Raw genomic sequence first — 24,789 nt, forward strand, 5'->3', positions numbered from 1 at the left:
GTGGACTTATGAGCAAGCAGAAAATTCAAAAGGTATATCCTTTAACACCAATGCAAGAGGGCATGCTGTATCATGCCATGCTAGACCCTAATTCCTCCTCTTATTTCACACAGCTTGAGCTTGGAATAAGCGGAGATTTTGATCTCGATCTTTTTGAAAAGAGTCTCAATGAACTCGTACGGACATATGACATTCTGCGTACAGCCTTTGTCTATCAGCAATTACAAAAGCCTCGTCAGGTTGTACTGGCTGAACGTCATATAGATGTGTATAGAGAAGATCTATCTCATCTGAATCATCAAGAGCAGAAAAAGGTATTGGATCAATATAAAAAGCAAGTGAGAAAGCAAGGATTTCACTTAACGAATGATCTGTTGTTGAAAGTCGCTGTTTTTCAATTAAATGAAACAAACTGGCACCTGATTTGGAGCAACCATCACATTATTATGGATGGTTGGTCCATGGGTGTTTTGATGAAAAAACTGTTTCATTACTATGAATCTTATCGGAACGGCCGAACGCCGGATCGCTCACAAGGTAAGCCTTATGCGGACTATATCCAGTGGCTTGGAAAGCAAAACAAACAAGAAGCGGAAGACTATTGGACGGAGCGGCTGGATGGTGCTGTTCAGCACCAAGGGCTGCTGCAGCAAAAAGAAGCGAACGGACAATATGACCATCAGGAATGGACGTTTACATGGGACGCTCAAACCGTACAAGCCATTCAAGATGCGGCAAGACAATGCCAAGTGACAGCACCGAACCTTTTTCAGGCTGTCTGGTCCGTTCTTTTAGGCACCTATCATGCAGCAGATGATGTCACATTCGGAACAGTCGTATCAGGCAGACCTCCAAGTGTGTCTGGGATTGAGCGGATGGCAGGGCTGTTTATCAATACGATACCTGTTCGGGTGACATTAGATCAGGAGCAGACCTTTAAACAGCTGTTTCAAACGGTTCAGCAGCATGCATTGGAAGCGGAAAACTATGATTTTATGCCGCTTTATGACATTCAGCAGAAAACAGCTGCTGGAGGAAAACTCTTTGATCATTTGGTTGGGTTTGAAAACTATCCTTTAGATCAGGAGCTGTCTGGTGACACCATGTCTGCACGTCTCGGTTTTGCCATTGATGTAAAGGACGGATTTGAACAAACGAATTTCGATCTCAATGTCCTTGTCTATCCTGGTGAAACGTGGACATTGAAATTCAAATACAATGCGATGGCTTTTGAAGAAAAGGTCATTGAAAACATATCCAAACATCTGACCAACCTCATGAAGCAAATCATTCACAATCCTGACATACGTCTTCATGAAGTAACATGTATCACAGAAGAAGAAAAGCAGCAGATTGAAGCATGGAACCAGACGGAGCGAGATTATCCGAAGCATCTGTCCATTCCTGAGCTGCTCGATGAACGTATCAAGGCGCAGCCTGACCATCCGGCATTAGTCGAAGGCGAGCGAACATTCACATACGAAGAGCTTGGACAGGAAATCCGTCGTTTAGCGAGCAGTCTTGTAGAAAACGACGTTCAGCGGGGGGATGCTGTCGCGGTATATATGAACCGATCAGCAGATGCGGTGATCTCTATTTTAGCCATTTTACATGCAGGGGCTGCTTATGTACCGATTGATCCAGCTCAGCCTGAGGAGAGAATCCGTTGGATGCTTGAAGACAGCGGCGTATCCGTTTTGCTCTATGCTGACAGCCAGCCGCCAGTTGATGAAAGCATCAAAGCTGTTCATGTGACCGGCATGTCTCATCACTCACAAGCGGAGTTATCAGTCGAGACGTCTCCATCTCAATTGGCATATATCATGTTCACTTCGGGATCAACTGGACGGCCAAAAGGAGTTCAAATTGAGCATCAGCATATTGTGAGGTTAGCATGCTCTCAGGAGAAAATAGGATTGAACACGTCGGATCGTATGGCGCATACAGGAGCTGTCAGCTTTGATGCGATTACCCTTGAAATCTTCACTACGCTTCTGAATGGGGCGACGCTTTATCCTGTTGACCGTGATACTTTGTTGGATATTCACCGATTTGAACAATTTATCCAAACACATCAGATCACAGCGCTCTTTTTAACGACTGGTTTATTTAATCAGCTCGCTCAGCAGCGGCCGCAAATGTTCAAAGGGTTAAAAACATTATTCACGGGCGGTGATGTGATCAATGTGAAAAGTGCGGAGCTTGTGAAAAAGCATCATCCAGCACTTACCTTGCTGAATGTCTATGGCCCAACTGAAAATACAACCATCTCGACCATTTACGAAGTAAGAGGAGATGAAATGGGCCCGATCCCAATTGGTCAGCCGATCAATCATACGTCAGCTTATATTTTAGATGACTATCAAAGACTTCAGCCAATTGGAGCCCCAGGAGAGCTGTATGTGGGCGGAGATGGTGTTTCAAGAGGGTACATCAAACGTCCAGATTTGACTGATCAAGTATTCATGGCAGATCCTTTTAAGCCGTCAGGACGGATGTATCGAACGGGGGACTTGGCTAGATATGGTGCAGATGGTCAGATTGAATTCCTCGGCCGTGCCGATGATCAGGTGAAAATTCGTGGTTTCCGTATTGAGCTTGGTGAAATTGAATCAGTGCTTCACCAAGAAGTGGGCATAGATGAAGCAGTTGTACTTGTTCAGCAGCTTTCTTCAGATGAAAAGGAAATCATCGCTTACTTCACAGGGACACTGACAGAAGAAGAGGTACGAGATGTATTCAATCAAAAACTGCCAGCTTATATGGTGCCGCACCATGTGATGAAGCTGGATACCTTTGCACTTACATCGAACGGGAAGGTAGATCGAAAAGCTTTACCTAAGCCAGACGAAGTGCATCGCGAGGAAATCAAAATCATTCTGCCTGAGACTGAGACAGAAAAGGCACTCGCTGACATTTGGGAGGAGCTTCTTGGGAAAATGATTGGGATAGACGAGCATTTCTTTATGGCTGGCGGGCACTCGCTCAAGGCGATGATGATGTCTGCGAAGGTTCAAGAAGTGCTTCAAAAGGAAGTGCCGATTCAAGTGATTTTCGAGAAGCCGACGATTCGCTCATTAGCGGCTTACATCGATCAGGATGGTCAAGAAGAAGCCGGACATCCTATTTTGCCAGCAGAGCAGGCGGACGAATATCCGGTATCACCAGCTCAGCGCCGTTTATATATTTTGCAGACACTTGAACCTGACAGCACGAATTATCATATTCCGATCGTCTTAACGCTTGAAGGAACACTTGAATATCAGCGGCTCAAATCAGCATTTAATCAGTTAATCCAAACACATGAAATCTTAAGAACGAGCTTTCATATGAACGGAGAAGACATTGTCCAAAGGGTGCATGAATGGACTGAATTTGACCTTCCTGTTCATGACATCAAGGAAGAAGAGGCGGAGGCATTTCTTACTGAACGTCAATCGCCATTTGATTTAACAGCAGCACCCCTTTTGCGAGCTCAGCTGCTGAAAGTCAGTGAGAACAGTCATCTTCTCGTCTTAGAAGCACATCATCTCATTACAGATGGCAGCTCCATGAAGACATTCATTCAAGATTTGGCGAAGGCTTATGATGGAGAAGCTCTTGCTGAACGAGCCCTTCATTATAAAGATTACGCTGTCTGGCAGCTAAGTGAAGAAGAAACGGAGAAACAGAAGGAGCATGAAGCGTATTGGCTGAAGCAATTTGAAGGAGATTTACCGGTTTTAGAGCTGCCAACTGATTATCCTCGTCCAGCAGAACGTGATTTTACTGGAGAACGATTCATGTTTGGCTGTGATCAAGCAACGACTCAGCGAATTCAGGAACTGCTTCAGAAAACCGATACGACCATGTATATGTTCTTGTTATCCGCCTTTCAGGTGCTGCTTGCCTCCTATAGCGGGCAGGAAGATATCATTGTGGGTTCGCCTGTTGCTGGACGGACACACCCTGATATCCAGGACATGCCGGGAATGTTTATCAACACCATTGCGATGCGCGGAAAACCAGAACAAACCAAAACATTTTTACAGCTGCTTGAAGAAATAAAAGAAACAAGTGTTGATGCTTTTGCACATCAAAGCTATCCGCTCGAAGAGTTAATTGCACATCTTCCATTAGACCGTGATACAACTCGGAGCCCGCTTTTTAGCGTGTCATTTAACATGCAGAACATGGAGGTACCAGCGCTAAAGCTCGGCGATCTGCACATTTCGCCTTATGCCATTCAGCATCACTCGGTCAAATTTGATCTATCTTTAGAAGCATTTGAACGCGAGGGAGCATTAAAGCTGAGCTTTGACTATGCAGCGGCGTTATTTAAAGAAGAGACCGTCCGCCGGTTCGGAACTCATCTTCTGGCGATTATTCGGGAGGCGGTTCGTCATCCAGAGGAACAGATCGGCTTGCTCCATATACTGGATCAGCATGAACAAATAGAGCGTCTGGAGAAAAAAACCGAAGGGCAGACGAATCGTCATGAGCCATTCCATGTCCAATTTTCACGTCAGGCGAAGGAAACACCGGATGCTATCGCCGTCATGGATGATCAAAGAAAACTCACCTACCGCGAGCTTGAGGATAAGTCATATGCACTTAGCTGTGAGCTTAAGAAACGAGGCGTCGAGAAGGAACAAACTGTGGCACTGATCCTTGACCGCTCTGTCTATGTCATCGTCTCCATGCTTGGTGTGATGAAAGCAGGAGGAGCGTTTGTCCCGATTGATCCGGCCTTTCCGGCTGAACGAATCCGCTACACATTAGAGGATTCAGGTGCACAAGTCATCGTGACAAATGAGTCTCTAGCAGATTCCTATCAAAATCATAAGTCGATTCAAGTGGTGCAGGTTGAACAAGCAGTGCATCAAAGCCATCCACTAGAATTGCCGGAAGTATCGGTTGATCAGCTCGCTTATGTCATTTACACATCTGGAACAACGGGGAAGCCGAAGGGTGTACAGCTCACGCATCGTAATCTATCACACTATGTCAGCTGGCTGATAAATGAGGTGACATTGCAGGAATGTGATCAGACGGCACTGCTTTCTTCTTATGCGTATGATCTTGGTTACACAAGCATTTTCCCTGTTTTAAAAGCAGGGGGGACACTCTATGTTCCTCATGAAGACGTGTATACAGACCCTGTACGTTTGATGCGGTTGATTGATGAACAAGAGCTGACTTATATCAAAATGACACCATCCTTATTTCATATGATGGCAGATTCTAAGGAACATTCATTAAATGCTTTACGCCTGGTGGTACTTGGAGGAGAACCGGTGATCCCTGAGGATGTTGAAACATTTATGATGCAGCATCCATGCGTGGCAGTCATGAACCATTACGGTCCGACTGAGACAACCATTGGTACAGTGACCAAGCTGATCACATCGCAAGAGCTGGACGCTTTGAAGGAACGATCTTTGATCGGACAGCCAATTGCTCACACAAGAGCGCTCGTATGCAATCAGCAGCAGCGGCTTGTCCCTTATGGCGCGCCGGGAGAGCTTTATATATCTGGAGAAGGCGTGTCGAGAGGATATTTGAATCAGCCTGAGTTAACAGCAGAACGTTTTCTTGAAAATCCATATGATCCTCAAGAGAGAATGTATCGCACAGGGGATTTGGTCAGACAGCATGCAAATGGAGATATTGAGTTTCTTGGACGAGTCGACGATCAAGTAAAAATCCGCGGCTATCGCATTGAGAAACAGGAAATTGAGCATGCCGCACGTGCTCTGACATCTATTCAAGAAGTCTATGTAAAAGTCCTGCACCTGTCTGGGTTGCCGGAGCTTGCACTCTATTACACAGCGCCTGAACACATTGGAACACTGACGTTTAGAGAAAATCTTGCGGAGACACTGCCGGATTATATGATTCCAACGTACTTTGTGAAAGTCGATCACATTCCACTCACCCAAAACGGAAAGGTGGATGCGAAGTCTCTGCCGCTTCCGCATGAGGTGCATATGAACCATGCGACGCATGTGGCACCAGAAACGGAACTTGAGCGGGCACTGTGTGACATTTGGTCAGAAGTTCTTGGGGTGGAACAAATAGGAGTTCTTGACCACTTCTTTGAATTGGGAGGTCATTCCCTCAAGGGCATGGTGCTCATTTCGAAGGTGCAAGCAAAGCTGAACAAGCATGTGCCGCTCAAAGTCCTTTTTGAAAAACCAACCATACGGGCAATGGCAGCCTACTTGGAAGAAACAGATTCTTCGGTGGTGACATCCATTCAGCCAGCGGAAAAGCAAGATTTCTATCCCGTCTCTTCTGCTCAAAAGCGTATGTATGTACTGCAGCAGCTGCATCCAGAAGCAGTCACTTATCATATGCCAGCCGTTTTAATGATGGAAGGCAGTCTTGATGTGAAGCAGCTGGAAGCAGCGCTTCAAGCCTTGATCGACAGACATGAATCACTTCGGACAGCCTTTGTAGAAATTGACGGCGTACCCGTTCAAAAAGTCTATCGCCAAGTACCGTTTACGTTAGAATCGGTTGAAATAGAGGGCGATCAGGAGCAGCCTGTCATCGATTCATTCATTACACCATTCTCATTACATCAAGCACCATTAATGAGGGCAAAAGTGGCGAAGTTTTCTGATGAGAAATATGTATTCATGATGGATATGCACCATATCATTGCAGATGGTGTCACACGCAGCCTGCTCATTCAAGAACTCGCAGAGCTGTATGAGAAAAAGACGTTACCGCCAGTTCAGCTGCATTACAAGGATTTTGCGGTATGGCAGCAGGAAGAAAAGCAGCAGGCGCTGCTTGAGAAACAGCGGCAGTATTGGCTGGAGCAATATGCACAGCCGCCGGAAGACTTAGCGCTGCCTCTTGATTTTCCGCGCCCTCATGTTCAGTCATTTGAAGGGGGCCGAGTCGATAGATGGTTGTCTGCTGAAAAGGTGCAGTCCATCAAAACGCTCATGGCGGAAAAAGGTGTGAGCTTGAACATGGTGATGCAAACGGCATTTGCCATTTTCCTTTCCAAGTTAACTGGGCAGACAGATATCGTCATAGGCGCTGTGACCGCAGGACGTACGCATGCTTCGATCGAACGGGTTCCAGGCATGTTTGTCAATACACTGGCTCTTCGAAACGAAGTGCAGCCAGAAGAAACGACAGCGCAGCTGCTTGAAAAAATGAAAGATCGCAGCCTATCAGCCTATGAACATCAAGAATTCCCGTTTGAGGAATTGGTGGCTCAGTTAGATCTTCCGAAAGACACGAGCCGCAATCCATTGTTTAGTGTCATGCTGACAACAGATGACCGTGACCTGACGTTACCGGATTTGAATGGACTCAAGCTTTCGCAAAAGCAGCAAGATACCGTTCATGCAAAATTTGATATAACGCTCGGTGTATTTGAAGAAAATGACCAAGTGGGCTTGCGCTTTGAGTATGCAGCGGCCCTGTTTAAAAAGAGCACCATTCAGCGCTGGAGCAGGTATATTGAAAAAATCATAGACGATATGCTGGCTAAGCTGAATCAGCCAATTTCAGCGCTATCTCTCATAACTGAAGAGGAAAAACGAGAGCTGATCAATGAATGGTCAGGACCTGCCCTAGACGTCCCGTCAGATAAAACCGTTCATGCCTTGATTGAGGCTAAGGCACAAGAAGCACCTCATCAAAAAGCGGCAACCTTCTGCGGAACGAGCTGGACGTATAAAGAGCTGAACAGCCGGGCGAATGTAGTCGCTTCAAGACTCATCGCAAACGGCACAAAACCAGGCGACCGCGTCGGCATTCTCACCCGTCCGTCCCTTGATATGACAGCTGCTGTTCTTGGCGTTCTCAAGGCAGGTGCGGCATTCGTCCCAATTGATGCAGATTATCCGGCGCAGCGTATTGCGTACATGCTGGAAGACTGCGGGGCAGAAGTACTTCTAATGCAAAAAGGACTCACTGCGCCATCTTCATTCACAGGTCATGTCCTGTTCATAGAAGATGCGGTAGAAGGAGAAGCTCACGAGATTCAGGTTCATGTGAAACCAACAGATCTCGCCTATATGATTTACACATCGGGGACGACAGGAAAGCCGAAGGGTGTCATGGTCGAGCACCAGTCCCTTGTGAATCTTGCGTTCTGGCACAATGAAGCCTTCCAAGTGACGAAAGACGATCGAACTGCGAAATATGCCGGTTTTGGCTTTGACGCCTCCATTTGGGAGATGTTCCCAACGTGGATCGCCGGCGCAGAGCTGCACATTATCGACGAAGCGATTCGTCTCGATATGATCAAACTCAATGCGTATTTCAATGAAGAAGGGATCACTATTGCCTTCCTGCCAACGCAGTTATGCGAGCAGTTTATGTCAATGGACAACCATTCTTTACGCTATTTACTAACAGGCGGAGACAAGCTGAAACAAGTGAAGCCTGTTCCATACAAACTCGTCAATAACTACGGTCCAACTGAAAATACAGTCGTAGCGACAAGCGGAATGATCGATCCAGAAAAAGGCACGATTCCGATAGGAACAGCCATTGCCAATACACGTTTTTACATCATGGGTTCTTTATACGACCTGTCGCCCCCAGGCGTACCGGGTGAGCTCGTGATTGCAGGAAAAGGACTGGCGAGGGGCTATTGGAATCTCCCAGAAGAAACCGACAAACGATTTGTGCCAGATCCATTTTATCCAGGTGAGCGCATGTACCGCACAGGCGATCTAGTGAAATGGACAGACGATGGAGAGCTGATTTATCTCGGCAGAATAGACCATCAGGTCAATATCCGCGGTTTTCGTATTGAGCTGTCAGAAATTGAAGCGCAGCTCCTGACGCTGGATGTCATCAAAGAAGCCGTCGTGACCACGGTCAAAGATGCAAGTGATCAGGACGCCCTTGCCGCTTACGTGATCACGAAGAACGATACAGATACAGAGAACTTAAAAGAAAGCCTAAAACGCACGTTACCAGAATACATGGTGCCATCATGGATCATAAAACTAGACCAATTTCCAATGACGGCCAATGGAAAAGTCGATCTGAAAGCATTGCCAGCTCCTGATATGGAAGCGAACCAAACGGTATACGAAGCACCAAGAGATGAAGTGGAAACGCTGCTTTGCGGCATTTGGGAAGATGTCCTTGGCGTCAGCCAAGTCGGCATTCATGATCACTTCTTCTTCCTTGGCGGAGATTCCATTAAAGGCATCCAAATGGCAAGCAGACTCACGCAAGCAGGCTGGAAGCTCGATATGAAACTTTTATTCCAGTACCCAACGATTGCAGAGCTGCGCCCATATATTGAAGAAGCCGATCAAATGACAGCCGACCAATCACCTGTCGAAGGAGAAGTCATTTTAACACCGATTCAGCGCTGGTTCTTTGAACGAGCATTCAGCGATCAGCACCATTGGAATCTCTCGATGATGCTTCATGCACCAAATGGATTTGACCTTTCCATTACAGAACAAGTCATGCAAAAACTACTTTCACATCATGATGCACTGCGTATGGTATACAAGCAGGAACATGGCGGCATCCTGCAATACAACCAGCGGGAGCTCACGGAACCGCTGGCGATTATTTCTCATGATGTCTCAAAAGAGCACGACGTGAAAAAGGCTATTTCCACATATGCCAATGAGTATCAGCGTCAGCTGAATCTCGAAACAGGTCCGTTAATGAAAGTGATTTGTTTCCATGCAGAAGATGGCGATCATTTACTCATCGTGACACATCATTTAGTCATTGACGGTGTCTCATGCCGAATTTTACTAGAGGACTTTATGTCTCTATATCAGCAGGCAGCTCAGGGACAAAAGCTTGTCCTGCCGCTGAAAACTCATTCCTTTAAAGAATGGGCAGAGGCCATTGAACGTTATGCACAGTCACAGCCATTAAAAAATCAGCAGGAGTATTGGGCAGAAATTGAAAGCAAACCATTAACCGCATTACCTGTTGATCATGAAGTGACAAAAAGAAAAGTTGCCGAAACCAAATCCGTTCAAATGCAGCTGACAGAAACAGAAACTGAGCATCTTTTGACCGATATTCATCTGCCGTACACAACGGAAATGAACGATATTCTTTTATGTGCTCTCGGTCTTGCTGTTCAAGAGTGGACAGGTGAGTCCCATGTACATGTGCAGCTTGAAGGTCATGGTAGAGAGGATATTTTATCAGGGCTGGATGTCTCTCGCACGATTGGCTGGTTTACGAGTATGTATCCAGTTGTTCTTGAAGCAAAGCCGGAACAGACCATAGCTGATGCTATTAAAGGAACGAAAGAAATGCTGCGGCGTGTGCCAAATAAAGGAATCGGCTATGGGATCTTAAAATACATGACAGCCGCTGAACCGTCAGGGCAGCACGTACAGCCTGAAATCAGCTTGAACTATCTTGGACAGATTGATCAGGAAGTGACGACAGAACTCTTTGGGCCGTCGACTTATGATATGGGACGACAAGCAAGCCCTGATTCGGAAGCTGTTTATAAGCTGAACCTTAGTGGTCTTGTTCAACACAATCGATTCATTTTGTCTTGTTCCTATTGTGCAAGTGAATATGAAGAACAGACGATACAGCAGTTCATGGCATTGTTGAAGGGGAAAATTCAATCCATCATCACCCATTGCTTAGCGCAGCAAGAACGGGAATTTACGCCAAGTGACTTCTCTGCGGCTGACCTTGAAATGGATGAAATGGACGACATTTTTGACATGCTTGAGGAGAAATTGACTTAACAACACGAGATGAATCATAAAAAAGGAAGGGAGGATGAAATAGATGAGTCAATTTAAAAGGGATCAAGTTCAAGACATGTATTATCTGTCACCGATGCAAGAAGGAATGCTGTTTCATACCCTCCATCATCAGGAAAAGGGCTTTTATGTAGAGCAAATGGATATGAACGTTAAGGGCACACTGCGTTATGACTTACTTGAGAAAAGCATGAATATCATCGTGGAGCGGTACGATATTTTTCGTACCGTGTTTCTCCACGAAAAAGTAAAGCGCCCTGTCCAAGTTGTACTAAAAGAACGTCCTTTTACACTTGATGTTGTGGACTTGCAAGATCTTTCCGAAGACGAACAGCTTGAACGTATAGAGAAATTCAAACAACAGGATCAGCTGAGAGGATTTGACCTCTCGAAGGATTCTCTCATGCGGGCATCTGTTTTCCAAACGGGCCCTGCCAGCTATCGCTGGATATGGAGCTATCATCATATCCTTCTGGATGGCTGGTGCTTTGGACTTGTGGTGCAGGAGTTATTTGCGATTTATCATGCACTTTTACATGACGTCCCTTACAAGTTAGAGCCAGTCAAACCATATAAAGAATATATAAAGTGGCTGGAAAAACAAGATAAGCAAGCATCACTTCAATATTGGCAGCAATCATTAGCAGGGTTTGATGGACAATCGACCTTTAAAGAGCAGCGGAAACAAACGAATGAACATGAATTAGGCGAAATTGAATGGTCCATGAGCAAAGAAGAAACGGCCGCTTTATCAGAGTTAGCGCTGCAGCAAAATGCAACGTTAAGCAGTGCGCTTCAATCCGTCTGGTCGGTTCTGCTGAGCAGATATCAACGGTCAAATGATGTGCTGTTTGGAACAGTTGTGTCAGGACGTCCGGCAGACTTGGCTGGCGTTGACAGGATGGTTGGATTGTTCATCAATGTCATCCCAAGAAGAATTCAGCTGACAGATCACATGACATTTCGTGCACTCCTTTCAGAAACACAACAGCAGTCTCTTGCAGCCGAGCCGCACCAATATATTCCGATTTATGATATTCAGGCAAAGTCAGGTCAGCAGCAGCTCATTGATCATATTGTTGTGTTTGAAAATGTCCCAGCCGCAAAGAAGGACGAGCAAGAGGCACGATTAGGGTTCACGGTGGAGGACATGAATGTCTATGAAAAATCAAACTATGATCTGAATCTGCTCGCATCGCCTGGAGAAGAATTACTATTGAAGCTGGCCTTTAACCAAAGAGCGTTTGATCCTCAATTTGTTCATAAGTTAAAGGAACAGCTCAGCCTATTGATACATGAGGCGGTCAAGCATCCTGATCAATCGGTTCATACACTCCCATTCGTCACAAAACAGGAAAAACAGCTGATTCTTGAGGAATGGAATGCACCTGAGCTTGAGCATGACCAGCTGTATTTGTCGAAATGGTTTGAGCATAATGTCCGCAAACAGCCAAATGCAGTGGCACTATCAGCAGAAGAGCAAACGATGACATATGCTGAGCTGAATGAACAAGCCAATCGATTGGCACGACATTTGCAAAAAAATGGAGCCGAACATCAAACGGTCATCGCCATTTTAGCCGATCGAACGCCTGAACTCATTGTCAGTCTGCTTGCTGTCTTAAAAGCAGGCGCAGCCTATGTGCCAATTGATCCTGACTATCCAGAAAGCCGCATTCAATACATGCTTAAAGACAGCGGAGCGACGCATCTTCTGACTCACTCATCCTTTATTGGTCAGGCGAAGGGGCTCGGGTTTGCTGGCACGTATCTGTTTGCAGATGATCAGGAGATTTCACTAATGAGCTCAGAGAATCTGCCGCTGGAAGCAGGTTTACACGATACGGCATATATCATGTATACATCAGGCACAACGGGTCAGCCAAAAGGCATCATGACAACCCATTCCAATATTGCCCGGGTGGTCAAAAATACGAACTACTTAACCATTTCAGAAACAGATACACTGCTGTCGCTATCCAACAGCGTATTTGATGGCTTTACCTTTGATGTATACGGTGCACTTTTAAACGGAGCAAAGCTTGTCCTGCCGAAAAAAGAAACCATTTTAGATATGCATGAGCTGACGGAGCTGATTAAAAGAGAAAGCATTTCTGTCATGTTTGTTCCAACTGCTTTATTTAATCTTCTTATTGATGAAGAAACCGATTGGATGCGCAGTGTGCGCAAGGTGCTGTTCGGAGGTGAGCGTGCATCTGTACAGCATGTGAGAAAAGCCTTTGATGTCATGGGGAAAGGCAGACTAATCAATGTCTACGGCCCAACTGAATCAACGGTTTTCGCCACCTATTATCCTGTAGATGAAGCTCCTCCGATCGAAGCGCATTCTATTCCCATCGGAAAGCCGATTAACCAAACGGGTGCTTATATATTGAGCCAGCAAGGACAGCTTCAGCCGATTGGAATGGTTGGAGAACTTTGTCTCAGCGGCAAAGGACTTGCGAAGGGGTATTTGAATCGTCCTGATCTGACAAAAGAAGCCTTTATCACACATCCATTTGCTGCGGGAGAAAGGCTGTATCGTACGGGTGATTTGGCTTATTTTCGAGCTGACGGTCTGATTGAGTATGCAGGCAGAGTGGACGATCAGGTGAAAATTCGCGGCCACCGAATTGAGCTGACAGAAATTGAAGCCCACCTTCTCATGCATCCGGGCGTAAAGCAAGCTGCCCTTATGACGGATCAGCATGGCTCGCAGCATACAAGACTGCTCGCCTATATGACGTGTGAGGAGGAGTGGAAAGACAAAGTTGATGTGATCAAGTCAGGGCTGAAGGAGAAACTTCCTGCTTACATGCAGCCTCATGAGCTGATCAGACTTGAGAAAATGCCGCTGACACCAAACGGAAAGATTGATAAACGTCAGCTGCCAAAGCCGGAGACGCCTCAAGGAAACCGCCATGTGAAGCTTCCGGCCAATGAGATAGAACAAAAGCTGCTTGTCATGTGGCGTGAAGTACTTGAACGAAATGATATCAGTACAGATGACCATTTCTTTGAGCTTGGAGGACATTCTTTAAAAGCGATGTCACTTTTATCAAAGGTGTCGAAGGAATTCGATGTTCAGGTGCCTATTCACTTGCTGTTTGAGACGCCGACAATTGAAGCCATCAGCCGTTATATTCAACAGCAGGATGACGAAGCTGCCGGCTATCTTGTATTCAATGAATCTCAAACGCCAACAGTCTTTGCTCTTCCGCCATTACCAGGCTACGGCTTTATCTATCAGGAAGCTGCCAAAACGCTTGATAGCGTTCGTTTGATTGCCTTTGACTTTATTGAAGCTGATCAACGCATGACGCAATACGTTCAGCATATTCAGCACCTTCAGCCTGAAGGACCGCTGACTTTGATGGGCTACTCTGGCGGGTGCTATCTGGCCTTTGAGCTCGTTCAATCGCTTGAACAAGCAGGACGGACGGTGGAAAAGGTCATCATGATCGATTCCTATAAGAAAATTGGTGAAAGTGATTTAGAAGGACGATCCATTGATGACGATATCGCAGCGATTGTCCATCAATCAAAGCAAAGTGAACTTGCCCAAGAAGAGCTCGTTCAAGAAGCGCTTGCTCAAAAAACGCGGGCCTATTATGAAACATTTGTTAAGGGGGTGAATCAAGGAAAGATACAAGCAGATATTGATTTCATCCAATCAGAAGAGCAAATTGATATTCCAGACTGGATGGATCATTGGGAAGAAGCGACGACCGGTGCTTATCGTTATTATCAAGGCTATGGTCAGCATGCTGACATGTTCAAAAACAAAGAATGTGCAGCCCAAAATGCCCAGCTGATCCAAAAGATCGTCAATCAAAAAAATAGAGAAGCCGTTTTGTAAACTTTAGATCAGGCAGGGATGCACATTAGCAGTCCTGCCTGATAAAAAAGGAAAGGAACTCATATGAAACCATCAATTATGAACCAATCAAATGTACATGAATCAATGGATACGATTTTACAAGATGTACAGAGAACCATTTTACAAACCAACGAAATCGAACGCTTCGCTGTTTTTTCTCGTGAAAAAACCATTCGACCGCGGCCATATCACCTCTCTCATTTATTTCTCGACAATCACATGGAGCAGGAGGCCGCATCTGAATCGATACAGACGCAAACGGCTTCCCCTGCTTTAGCGGACATGCCGCCCGCCCTTTCCTATGGAGGGGATCTAGATGTTAAGGCAGGAGCCCAAACCTTGCAGGACGCCTTAACGGAGGCGGCAAAAACGAAAAATGGACTGACTTATATCGTCAATAGTGAAAATGAACTCACACAATCCTACGCGCAGTTAAAGGAGGATGCCGAGCGGGTTCTGACAGGTTTGAGGGCGCTCGGACTTGAACCAGGCGATCCTGTCTTCTTTCAGTTTTCATCTAATCATGCGATGGTAACCGCCTTTTGGGCGTGTGTGTTAGGCGGATTTGTTCCAACACTAGTGTCCGCTGCACCGACCTATCGTGAAATGAATGCCTCCGTGAAGAAGCTTTATCATGCGTGGAATCTGCTGGAGCATCCGCTCATTTTAACAGATGACTCGCTGATTGATGAGGTGCAAGGCTTAGCTTTATTGTGGCATACAGACAAGTTACGTGTCGCAGCCGTTGAGCCGATGCTTTCTTTAGCAAGAGATATAGAGGCTTATCCAGCGTCACCGGATGATTCAGTCTTTTTTATCTTAACGTCTGGAAGTACAGGGATGCCCAAATGCGTAGAGCATTCTCATCGAAGCGTGCTGGCGAATGTCAAAGGAACAGTGGCAGCCAATGGGTTTACACAAGAGGATGTGTCGTTAGACTGGATGCCTTTAGATCATATTGGCGGTATTGTGATGTTTCACCTTGTCAATGTGTACACGGGCTGTGAACAGGTTCGGGCAAGAACAGATGATTTTATCGCTCAGCCGCTGCGCTGGCTTGACTGGATGGACCGCTACCGTGCAACGAAGACATGGGCGCCTAACTTCGCATTTGCAATGATCAATGATTATGAGAAAGACATTTCGTCAGGATCTTGGGATCTTTCTGCTATGTCTTGTATGATCAATGGGGCAGAAGCGGTCGTACCGAAGACGATTCACCGATTTTTACACTTGCTGGCTCCGCACGGCTTAAAGGGAGACGTCATGAGACCAGCATTCGGCATGTCTGAAATCTCTTCAGCCGTTGTCTTCTCTTTTGCGATAGAGCGGGGAGATGAAAGCAGCGGGGTTCTAACCTTTGAGGAAACATCACTCACAGAGCAGCTAAGACCAGCGGAGGCACGTGAGACAGGAACCGTCAGCTTTACAGAGCTGGGAAGACCAATTCCTGGTATCACGATTCGTATCGTTAATCATCAGCATGAACTTCTTCCCGAAGATCATATTGGCAGTGTACAAATTAAAGGGCCGACGACAATGAAGGGCTATTACAAGAATGACGAAGCGAATCGAGAAGTCTTTCAAACAGACGGCTGGTTTCACACGGGGGATTTAGGTTTTCTACACGAAGGAAGGCTGACATTAACCGGAAGAGAAAAAGACATGATCATCATCAACGGGAAAAATTATCACAACTATGAAATAGAAGTCATTGCAGAGGAAGTACCCGGCGTCGAAACGAGCTTTGTAGCCGCTTGTTCTGCCCGGATGGAAGCATCTGCATCCGACGAGCTGATTCTCTTTTTTACACCGAAGCTGTATGAACCTTCTTATATCATGAGGGCAAGTCAGAATATCAAAACCCATATTGCAACAAAAATGGGGTTGACTGCATGGCGTGTGATCCCTGTCCAGAAGCACGCCTTTCCGAAAACAAGCTCTGGAAAAATAGAAAGGGCACAGCTCAAGAAGCGATGGCAGGAAGGCGAATTCGATGAAATCATCAAGGAGCTGGACATCAGACTTGAAAATGAGCACACCTTGCCTGATTGGAGTTTACAAAAGAAGTGGACACCTGCTCCGCTTCATGAAGCGGAAAAACAAACAGAAGGGGACACGGTGATCTTTGCAGACACATTAGGGCTGGCAGATCAATTGAGATCCCTTTCAAGCAATGAACAAACTTATATTACGGTTGAACCGGGGCAAGCATTCACACAACTCACACAAACACACTTCATCATCCACCCGAATCGGCCGTCTGACTACGAACAACTCTTTGAGACGCTCCGTTCGTATGGCGTTTCGGTGAAACAAATCATTCACCTTTGGAACTACACAACTCAAGAAGATACACTTCATGCAGCGTTGGCGAAAGAAGCCCAGAAAACAGGCAGTATGAGTGCACTATATGTAACTAAATCGGTCGCTGCCTATGATGAGCCGGTAGAGATCACCTTTGTCTCTGCCAATGCGATGAATTTGCCGGAAGATCAAACACATGATGTGGAGAAAGCAACGACAGCAGGACTGATGACAGCTGTTCAGCATGAATGGCCGTTTATCAAGGTGCGGTGTCTTGATTTTTCTCTGACAGAACCGGATGCTGGCCGTTCTCATGCATCATCGATCATGACAGAGCTCACACATGACACAAGCCATCATATCGCCGCTTATCGTGAAGGTGTTCGTTATACTCCTCTTTTGACACCGCTTCATCTGGAAAAAGAACAAAGGATGAAGACACCGCCATTTGAATCATCCGGGCTTTACGTGATGACAGGCGGGCTTGGCGGCATTGGGAGGATGCTTAGTGAGCACCTGCTGACATCCTATCAAGCGCAACTTGTGCTGGTTGGAAGAAAGGCGCGCGAGACTTTATCTGCGGAGCAGCAAGACGTATTGATTTCACTTGAGAAACTAGCGGAAAAGCGCGGCGGTACAGTTCTTTATGAAAAAGTAGACATTACTGACGCAAAAGCCATTGAAGCCCTGATCTCAAGAGAGGAGACGGCTTTAGGTAAAAGGCTGCATGGCGTTATTCATTTCGCTGGCATCATTCAAGAAGAGCTGCTTCGTGATATGACGTCTGTATCATTAGATGCGATGTACGAGGCGAAGGTATATGGCACGATTGCGCTACATGAAGCAGCCTCTAAACGGCAAAATGTCTTATTTCTTTCTAGCTCGTCAGCTCGAACGTTAAAGGGCGGGATGACCGTTGGCGCTTATTGTGCGGCCAATGAGTTCGTTGAACAATTTGCTCATTATCAGAGGCTGACATCTACAGTAAAACCGTATTGCTTTAGCTTTAGCATGTGGGATAAGACCGGAATGAGTGAAGGTTCGATGATCAAAGGCATGCTAAAAGAAAGGGGCTATCTCCCGATTCAAAAGCGGGCGGGCATTCAAACTATGCTGGCATGCTTGATGACAGATGCTCCCCTCACTTATATCGGGCTGGATCGGTCGAAGCAGGAAATTCAAGAGATGATACAGGGGGAGACCCAAACAGAGCAGGTCGTATATGTCTTTTTCAAAACCGATCAAACAAAGGCTGTTGAAGAAAGGCTGTATCAGTCCATTTATACGTGTTTACAGTCTCGTCTCTCTGGTGAATATTCCGTCCATCTATATCCTGAAGAATACTGGAAAGAAACAGAGGATGGGATGCCGGACGAAGTGCATTTCAATGAATTAATAGAGGAAAGCGGACATGCTTCAGAGGACAGAGCACCTCAAACCGAGACGGAGAAACTTTTGGCACACATTTGGTCCGAACTGCTTGATGTTTCAAACATCAGCTGTGGTGATCATTTCTTTCTACTCGGAGGTCATTCGCTTAAGGCAACGCAAATGCTGTCTGCTGTTAGACAGAAAACGGGATTTGACGTGCCGCTCGCTGTTCTTTTTGAGCATACGAGACTTGGAGAGTTAGCGGAGTGGATTGATTCACATGCCAAAGCCGATGAAGCGATTCTGATACGGAAAATAGAAAAGGGTCAGGAGCTTCCGATGTCCTATGCCCAGCAAAGACAGTGGTTTCTCTATCAATTACAGCCTGATCTGCCATTATACAATAATACGATTTCCTTTCGGATGAATGGACCTTTAGATGTAAAGGTGCTTCAGCGCAGCTTACAGCAAATGGTGCAAAGGCATGAATCGCTCAGAACATCCTTTGCGATGAACGGCGATGAACCGGTACAGATCATACATGAGCATATGACTCTTCCAGCGCTTGAGGTGGTCGATGTATCAAATTTGGCATCACAGAAAGAAAAAGAACAAAAAGCGGCTGAGTGGGCGAAAAAAGAAGCGGGCACGCCTTTCCGCTTAGAGCATGATGCACTTTTTCGCGCGAAATTAATTCGGCTGTCAGAAACAGATCATTTGCTGCTGATGTCTATTCACCACATCGTGTCAGATGGCTGGTCGATTGGCATTGCCGCAAAGGAGCTGTCCGAATGGTATACAGCGATCATCGAAGGGAGGGAGCCTGATCTCTCACCGCTGCCGATTCAATATGCAGATTACGCACTATGGCAGAAGGAGTATTTGACGGGAGAAACGCTTCAGAAGCAGCTTTCCTATTGGAAGGAGCAATTTGCGGTACCTGTGGAAGAGTTGCTGCTGCCGTATGACTATACGCGTCCAGCCGTCCAATCCTATAGGGGGAAAACGAAAAAATACCGCTTGTCGAAGCCGCTGTCTGACCAGCTGGCTGCTCTTTCTCAGAAAACAGACAGCACCCTCTATATGACATTACTTTCGGCTTTCTCTACCTTGCTGCATCGATTATCTTCACAGGATGAGTTTGTCATTGGCTCCGTCATTGCCGGAAGAAATCGGGCAGAGATGGAGCAGCTCATCGGATTTTTCGTGAATACACTGGCACTTCGGATCGATCATAGCGGGAATCCGGCTTTCACAGAGCTATTAGAGCGAGTGAAGGAAACAACAATGGGCGCCTATGCGCATCAGGATGTGCCGTTTGAGATGGTCGTAGATGAGCTGAATATTGTACGTGAGGCTGGCAAGCAGCCGCTGTTTCAGGTCATGTTCGTTCTGCAAAACCTGCCCCTTGAAGCTTCTCCAATGGGTGAGGCGACATCCGTTTTAGCCATTGAGGATAACGATACGGCTAAATTTGATCTATCTCTGTTTGTTTTTGAAGGAGCGGAGGGTCTTCAATTAAAACTGGAGTATGATGCAGACTTATTTTCTGACGACACGATGGATCGGTTCCTTTGTTACTACGAGCAGCTGCTTGCATGTATTTGTGAAAATCCAGCACAGCCGATCAGACAAATGAATTATCTGCCAGAGAAAGAGAGGCAGCAGCTGCTCTATGAATGGAGCGGCAAAACAGAACAACTAGCAGGCCCGCTTCTCATCACAGAACGGTTTGAAGCACAGGTGAAAAAGACACCTCATGCGATCGCCCTCGAATCTGGGGGAAAACAGTGGACGTATCAGGAGTTACAAGAGAAAGTCGACCGGCTTGCCGCTTATCTGCAGCAGCGAGGAGTGAAGCCGCATGAACCAGTAGGGCTTCTGATCGACAGGTCGCCTGAAATGATTTTTGGGGTGCTGGCGATTGTGAAAGCAGGCGGGGCCTACGTCCCAATTGATCCTGAATATCCAGATGCACGCATTGATTATATGCTGAGGGATACAGGTATTCAGCTGTTACTGACAAAAAATGAATGGCTGAAACAAGTCTCGATCAGTCAAACCGAGCTCATTTGTCTTGATCAGGGGTATGAAGAGTTTTTATCAGAGGCAGAATTCAAACCTGCTGCTTTAAAACCTGATGGACTCGCTTATATCAATTACACATCAGGATCAACCGGTCAGCCAAAAGGGGTTTTAATTCCACATCAAGCGGTCATCCGGCTTGTATGCGAAACAGATTATGTCACCCTTAATGAACAAACGCGTATTTTACAAATCGCGAGCTTTTCCTTTGATGCCTTTACGTATGAAATATGGGGAGCCCTGCTCAACGGGGGAAGGCTGATACTGACTGATCGAAATACGATCTTATCAATGGATACACTCGCTGACACGCTGACATCTTACAAGATCACAACAGGATTTCTGACAGTGCCGCTGTTTAACCGATTAACAGAGGAACATCCAGAAGCTTTATCTGGATTCGATGCCTTATTGGTCGGCGGTGATGCTTTGTCAGCTGCTCATATCCGTAAAGCGCTGCCGTATTTACCTGAAGGCCTTTTAAACGGCTATGGACCAACTGAGAATACGACGTTCTCCTGTGTGCATCACATTCGGGCACTGGATGAGGGGCAGGTGGCGGTTCCTATCGGTCAGCCAATTGCGTATTCTCAGGCCTATGTACTAGACGACCAGCTACAGCCGGTTCCGCAAGGTGTTATTGGAGAGATTTACGTAGGAGGTACAGGGCTTGCACTCGGATACCTTGGAGATGAAGAAAAAACATCGCAATCATTTATCCCGCATCCTTTCCAAGAAGGAGCGCGTTTATATAAAACAGGCGATATGGGCCGCTGGCTGCCAAACGGCATCATCGACTGCCTTGGAAGAATCGATCATCAAGTGAAAATTCGCGGGCACCGCGTCGAATGCGGAGAAATTGAAGCTGCTATGCTGCGCTTTGAAGACATCATAGAATGTGCGGTCATTCCGCATCAGCATGAGAGTGGTCATAAGCGATTGATCGGTTACTTTGTCCAAAAGGGCAGCATGACCACGCAAGACATTCGCCATCAATTAAAAGAAATACTGCCAGATTATATGGTGCCAAGCCTATTAATAGAGCTGGAGGAACTCCCGCTCACGGCAAATGGCAAGGTAGATCAAAAACGTCTCCCGCCGCCAGAGTGGAGACAGGAAGAAGTGGACAAACCGGCTGACAGGGCACTCAGTGAGGAAGAGCGTGTACTGGAAAAAGTATGGACTCAGCTGCTCGGTACGCCTTCGATTGGCGTACATGATAACTACTTTGAGCTTGGCGGAGATTCGATTATTGTCATACAAATGGTGGCGCGCTTAGCACAGGAAGGCTATGTCATTCAGCCGAGAGATGTATTTGAAAAACAGACGATTTCACAGCTGGCACTTGCTATGAAAAGGTCAGATGCTGCTGCGTTCTATGATCAGTCGCCTGTCACAGGAGATGTTCGTCTGCTTCCAATCCAATCATGGTTCTTTGAGCAATCAATGACAAACCAAGATTATTGGAATTTATCAGCACATATGGAATTCAAGCAATCCATACAGCTAAAGCAGCTGACACAGGTTCTCTCAAAAATTGTCGATCATCACGATATGCTGAGAGCGGTATATACAAAAGCGGCAGATGGCTCGTGGATTCAAACCATTCGTGCGCCTGGCATCCCCCCTTGTGTCACCTTCTTTGATTTGACGGGTGTTTCTCAGAAGGAAGCGCTGGAACAAATCCGCATGGAGACCGCCGCTTGTCAAGGAACGTTGTCATTAGAGCGGGGAGAAGTCATCAAAGCCATTCTTTTTCACACAAGTAATGGTACGTCAGAACTCTTTATCGCTGCCCATCATCTTGTGATGGATGGAATCTCATGGCGCATCATACAGGAAGACCTATTAAATGGACTGAAGCAGCTTGCGGCAGGGCAGGAAATCGAGCTTGCAAAGAAAACTGCGTCCTATCAGCAGTGGGCAGATGCTCTTTATGAATATGCACAAACCGATCAATTACAAGAGCAGGTTCCTTTTTGGCAAAATATCATCAGTCAAGAGGAAGAGGGTTCTCCTTTTCAAACACCTGCGCTTTTCAATATAGAAGAACATGCAGAGATCCTGTCTATTCAATTGACGAAGGATCAAACAGATATTTTACTAAGGCAGGCATCACAAGCGTACCGAACAGAGGTAAACGATTTACTCTTATCAGGACTCACACAAGCCGTTGGAAAGCCGCTGCTCATCACGTTAGAAGGGCACGGACGCGAGGATTTATTTGAACAGATGGATTTGTCACGAACAGTCGGATGGTTTACAAGCTCTTATCCTATTTTTATTCCTTTTATTCAAACCGATATTGAGAGACAAATCAAAGATGTCAAAGAAACCTTAAGAGCTGTGCCGCAAAAGGGAATCGGCTATGGCTTGCTTCAATACATGACAGCATCTCGTTTCCTCAAAAAGGCAGCGCCGCAAATGAGCTTTAATTATCTTGGACAGTTAGATCAAATAGACGGTGAAGCACATCTTTATTTAGCAGATGAACGAAATGGACTTGTACATGATCCAAAAGCAGAAAGACAGCATTTGATCGATGTGTACGGATATGTTGTGAACGGTCAGCTTCAGATGAATTTTATGATTAATCGTGAACTGCTTCAGTATGAAGAGATGCGCCTGTTACCTGAACGGTTCAAAGAAAAAATGGAGGATATTCTGACGCATTGTGTAGAGACAAAAGGCGGCTTTACGCCATCTGATTTTCCAATGGTTCAGCTGACGCAAGAGCAAATTGATGAGCTTCCAGACAATGTAGTGGATGTGTATCCACTATCTCCAATGCAGCAAGGGATGCTGTTTCATGCTCTATTAGATCAAGCGTCACAGGCGTATTTTGGTCAAGTGCATATGACGCTCGAAGGCTTAACGGACGGCGCAGCCTATGAAAAAGCCTGGAATCTGCTTGTGGAGCGTCATTCGATTTTGCGGACAACATTTGCTTGGGAAGGGCTAAAGGAGCCTGTTCAGTTGATTCAATCAGAAGGAAGCATTCATCTCACTCAGCACGATGTGCGCCACCTGAGTGAAACGGATCAGAAGGAAGCCATCCAGCAATATTTGCAAACGGATCGTTTAAAGGATTTCAAACTAGAAGATACGGATGAACCTCTGATTCGTATTGCTTTATTCCATCGGGATGAAAACACATGCACGTTTATTTTTAGCTTTCATCATATTTTAATCGATGGCTGGAGCTTGTTCAGCTTTATTGAAGAATCCTTTTCTTTGTACCGCTCTCTTGTGGATGAACGGGAGGTGGATCTTCCTGCTGTCCGTCCATATAAAGATTTTATCGAGTGGCTGCAAAAGCAGGATCAAGAGAAGGCGCTAGAGTTCTGGAAACGTTATATGACAGGAGTAGAGGAGGCTACACCGCTTCCAGGAGACGGCGGGCAGGCTTCGGATGAAGATGCAGGTGTTGATCAACTAAGTATCAAACTAACGCCCGAGATGCAGCAGAAACTCGAAGAGATGACAGGCAAGAAGAAGGTGACAATGAGCACTTTGATTCAAACAGCATGGGGACTGCTTTTGCATCTTCATTCAGGAGCAGAGGATGTTGTGTTCGGAGTGACAGTATCAGGACGGCCGGCGGACTTACCACAGGTTGAAAGCATGACAGGGCTCTTTATTAACACATTGCCGCTCCGTTTGCCGATCACGCCAGAGTGGACCATTTCCAAGCTGCTGGCACATACACAAGAAACAGTATTTCAGATGCGGGAATTCGAATATACCGTACTGCCAGATATTCAGCAGCTGACCCACATCCCGAATGGAGATTCATTGTTTAACAGCATTGTCGTGTTTGAAAACTATCCAATTGAATCTATCGAGCCATACGGAGTGCGCATTTTAGACATTGCGAGTCATGAAGAAACGAACTATGACCTGACCCTTGTGGCAGTTCCGGGAGATACGCTGGAGCTTCGGGTCACATATCGCTTTAATCAATATACAGAAAAGCAAATACAAGCGCTGATGCAGCAGCTGATCCATACACTTGAAGCGATGACAGAACAAATGGAGACACCCCTCTCTTCTTTCACGATCGTGACGAATGAAGAAAAAGAGCGGATGATCACCGATTGGGCGAAAAATGCACAAGTCAGCGTGCTGTACCCAGATCAAGAAGAGGTCTATTCAGGTGTGCATGATCCTTCCTGTGAGACGGAAATATATGTCCTGAGCGAAGAGCATCAGCTCATGCCGGTAGGATTTTCTGGAGATATTTTTATCGGCGCAAAGGATATTAAAGCAATTTGCGGGGAGCTTGCCGATTGGATGGAGACGCATAAAATTCCGCATCCATTCAAACATCAAACTGGCGAATACCTCTATCCGACAGGGGATGTCGGCGTTTGGACTGAAGAAAACAAGATTCAGATTTTGGATTGGATGTAGGAGGAG

The 24,789-nt window shown here is 46.1% G+C and carries 3 protein-coding genes; all 3 read left to right on the top strand.

Going from position 1 to position 24,789, the window contains the following annotated elements:
* Positions 1–8: 8 nt before the first annotated feature.
* The 3 genes from MHB67_RS01930 to MHB67_RS01940 all read left to right on the top strand — a co-directional run bounded on the left by MHB67_RS01930 (position 9) and on the right by MHB67_RS01940 (position 24,783).
* On the top strand, positions 9–10,709 hold the full coding sequence (locus MHB67_RS01930; protein ID WP_342492749.1) for an amino acid adenylation domain-containing protein: 10,701 nt from the start codon (positions 9–11) through the stop codon (positions 10,707–10,709).
* Positions 10,710–10,752: 43 nt separating this feature from the next.
* Complete coding sequence (locus MHB67_RS01935; RefSeq protein ID WP_342492750.1) at positions 10,753–14,586, top strand: amino acid adenylation domain-containing protein; 3,834 nt, start codon at positions 10,753–10,755, stop codon at positions 14,584–14,586.
* Positions 14,587–14,649: 63 nt separating this feature from the next.
* Positions 14,650–24,783, top strand: coding sequence for an amino acid adenylation domain-containing protein (locus tag MHB67_RS01940; RefSeq protein ID WP_342492751.1), 10,134 nt, complete (start codon positions 14,650–14,652; stop codon positions 24,781–24,783).
* Positions 24,784–24,789 lie beyond the last annotated feature (6 nt).

This window comes from Bacillus sp. FSL H8-0516 (assembly GCF_038635285.1).
Classification (GTDB): Bacteria; Bacillota; Bacilli; order Bacillales; family Bacillaceae; genus Bacillus; species Bacillus safensis.

Excerpts from the sequence above, each read along its gene's own strand:
- MHB67_RS01930 (WP_342492749.1), top strand. The coding sequence starts at position 9 with ATGAGCAAGCAGAAAATTCAAAAGGTATATCCTTTAACACCAATGCAA.
- MHB67_RS01940 (WP_342492751.1), top strand. The coding sequence starts at position 14,650 with ATGAAACCATCAATTATGAACCAATCAAATGTACATGAATCAATGGAT.
- MHB67_RS01935 (WP_342492750.1), top strand. The coding sequence starts at position 10,753 with ATGAGTCAATTTAAAAGGGATCAAGTTCAAGACATGTATTATCTGTCA.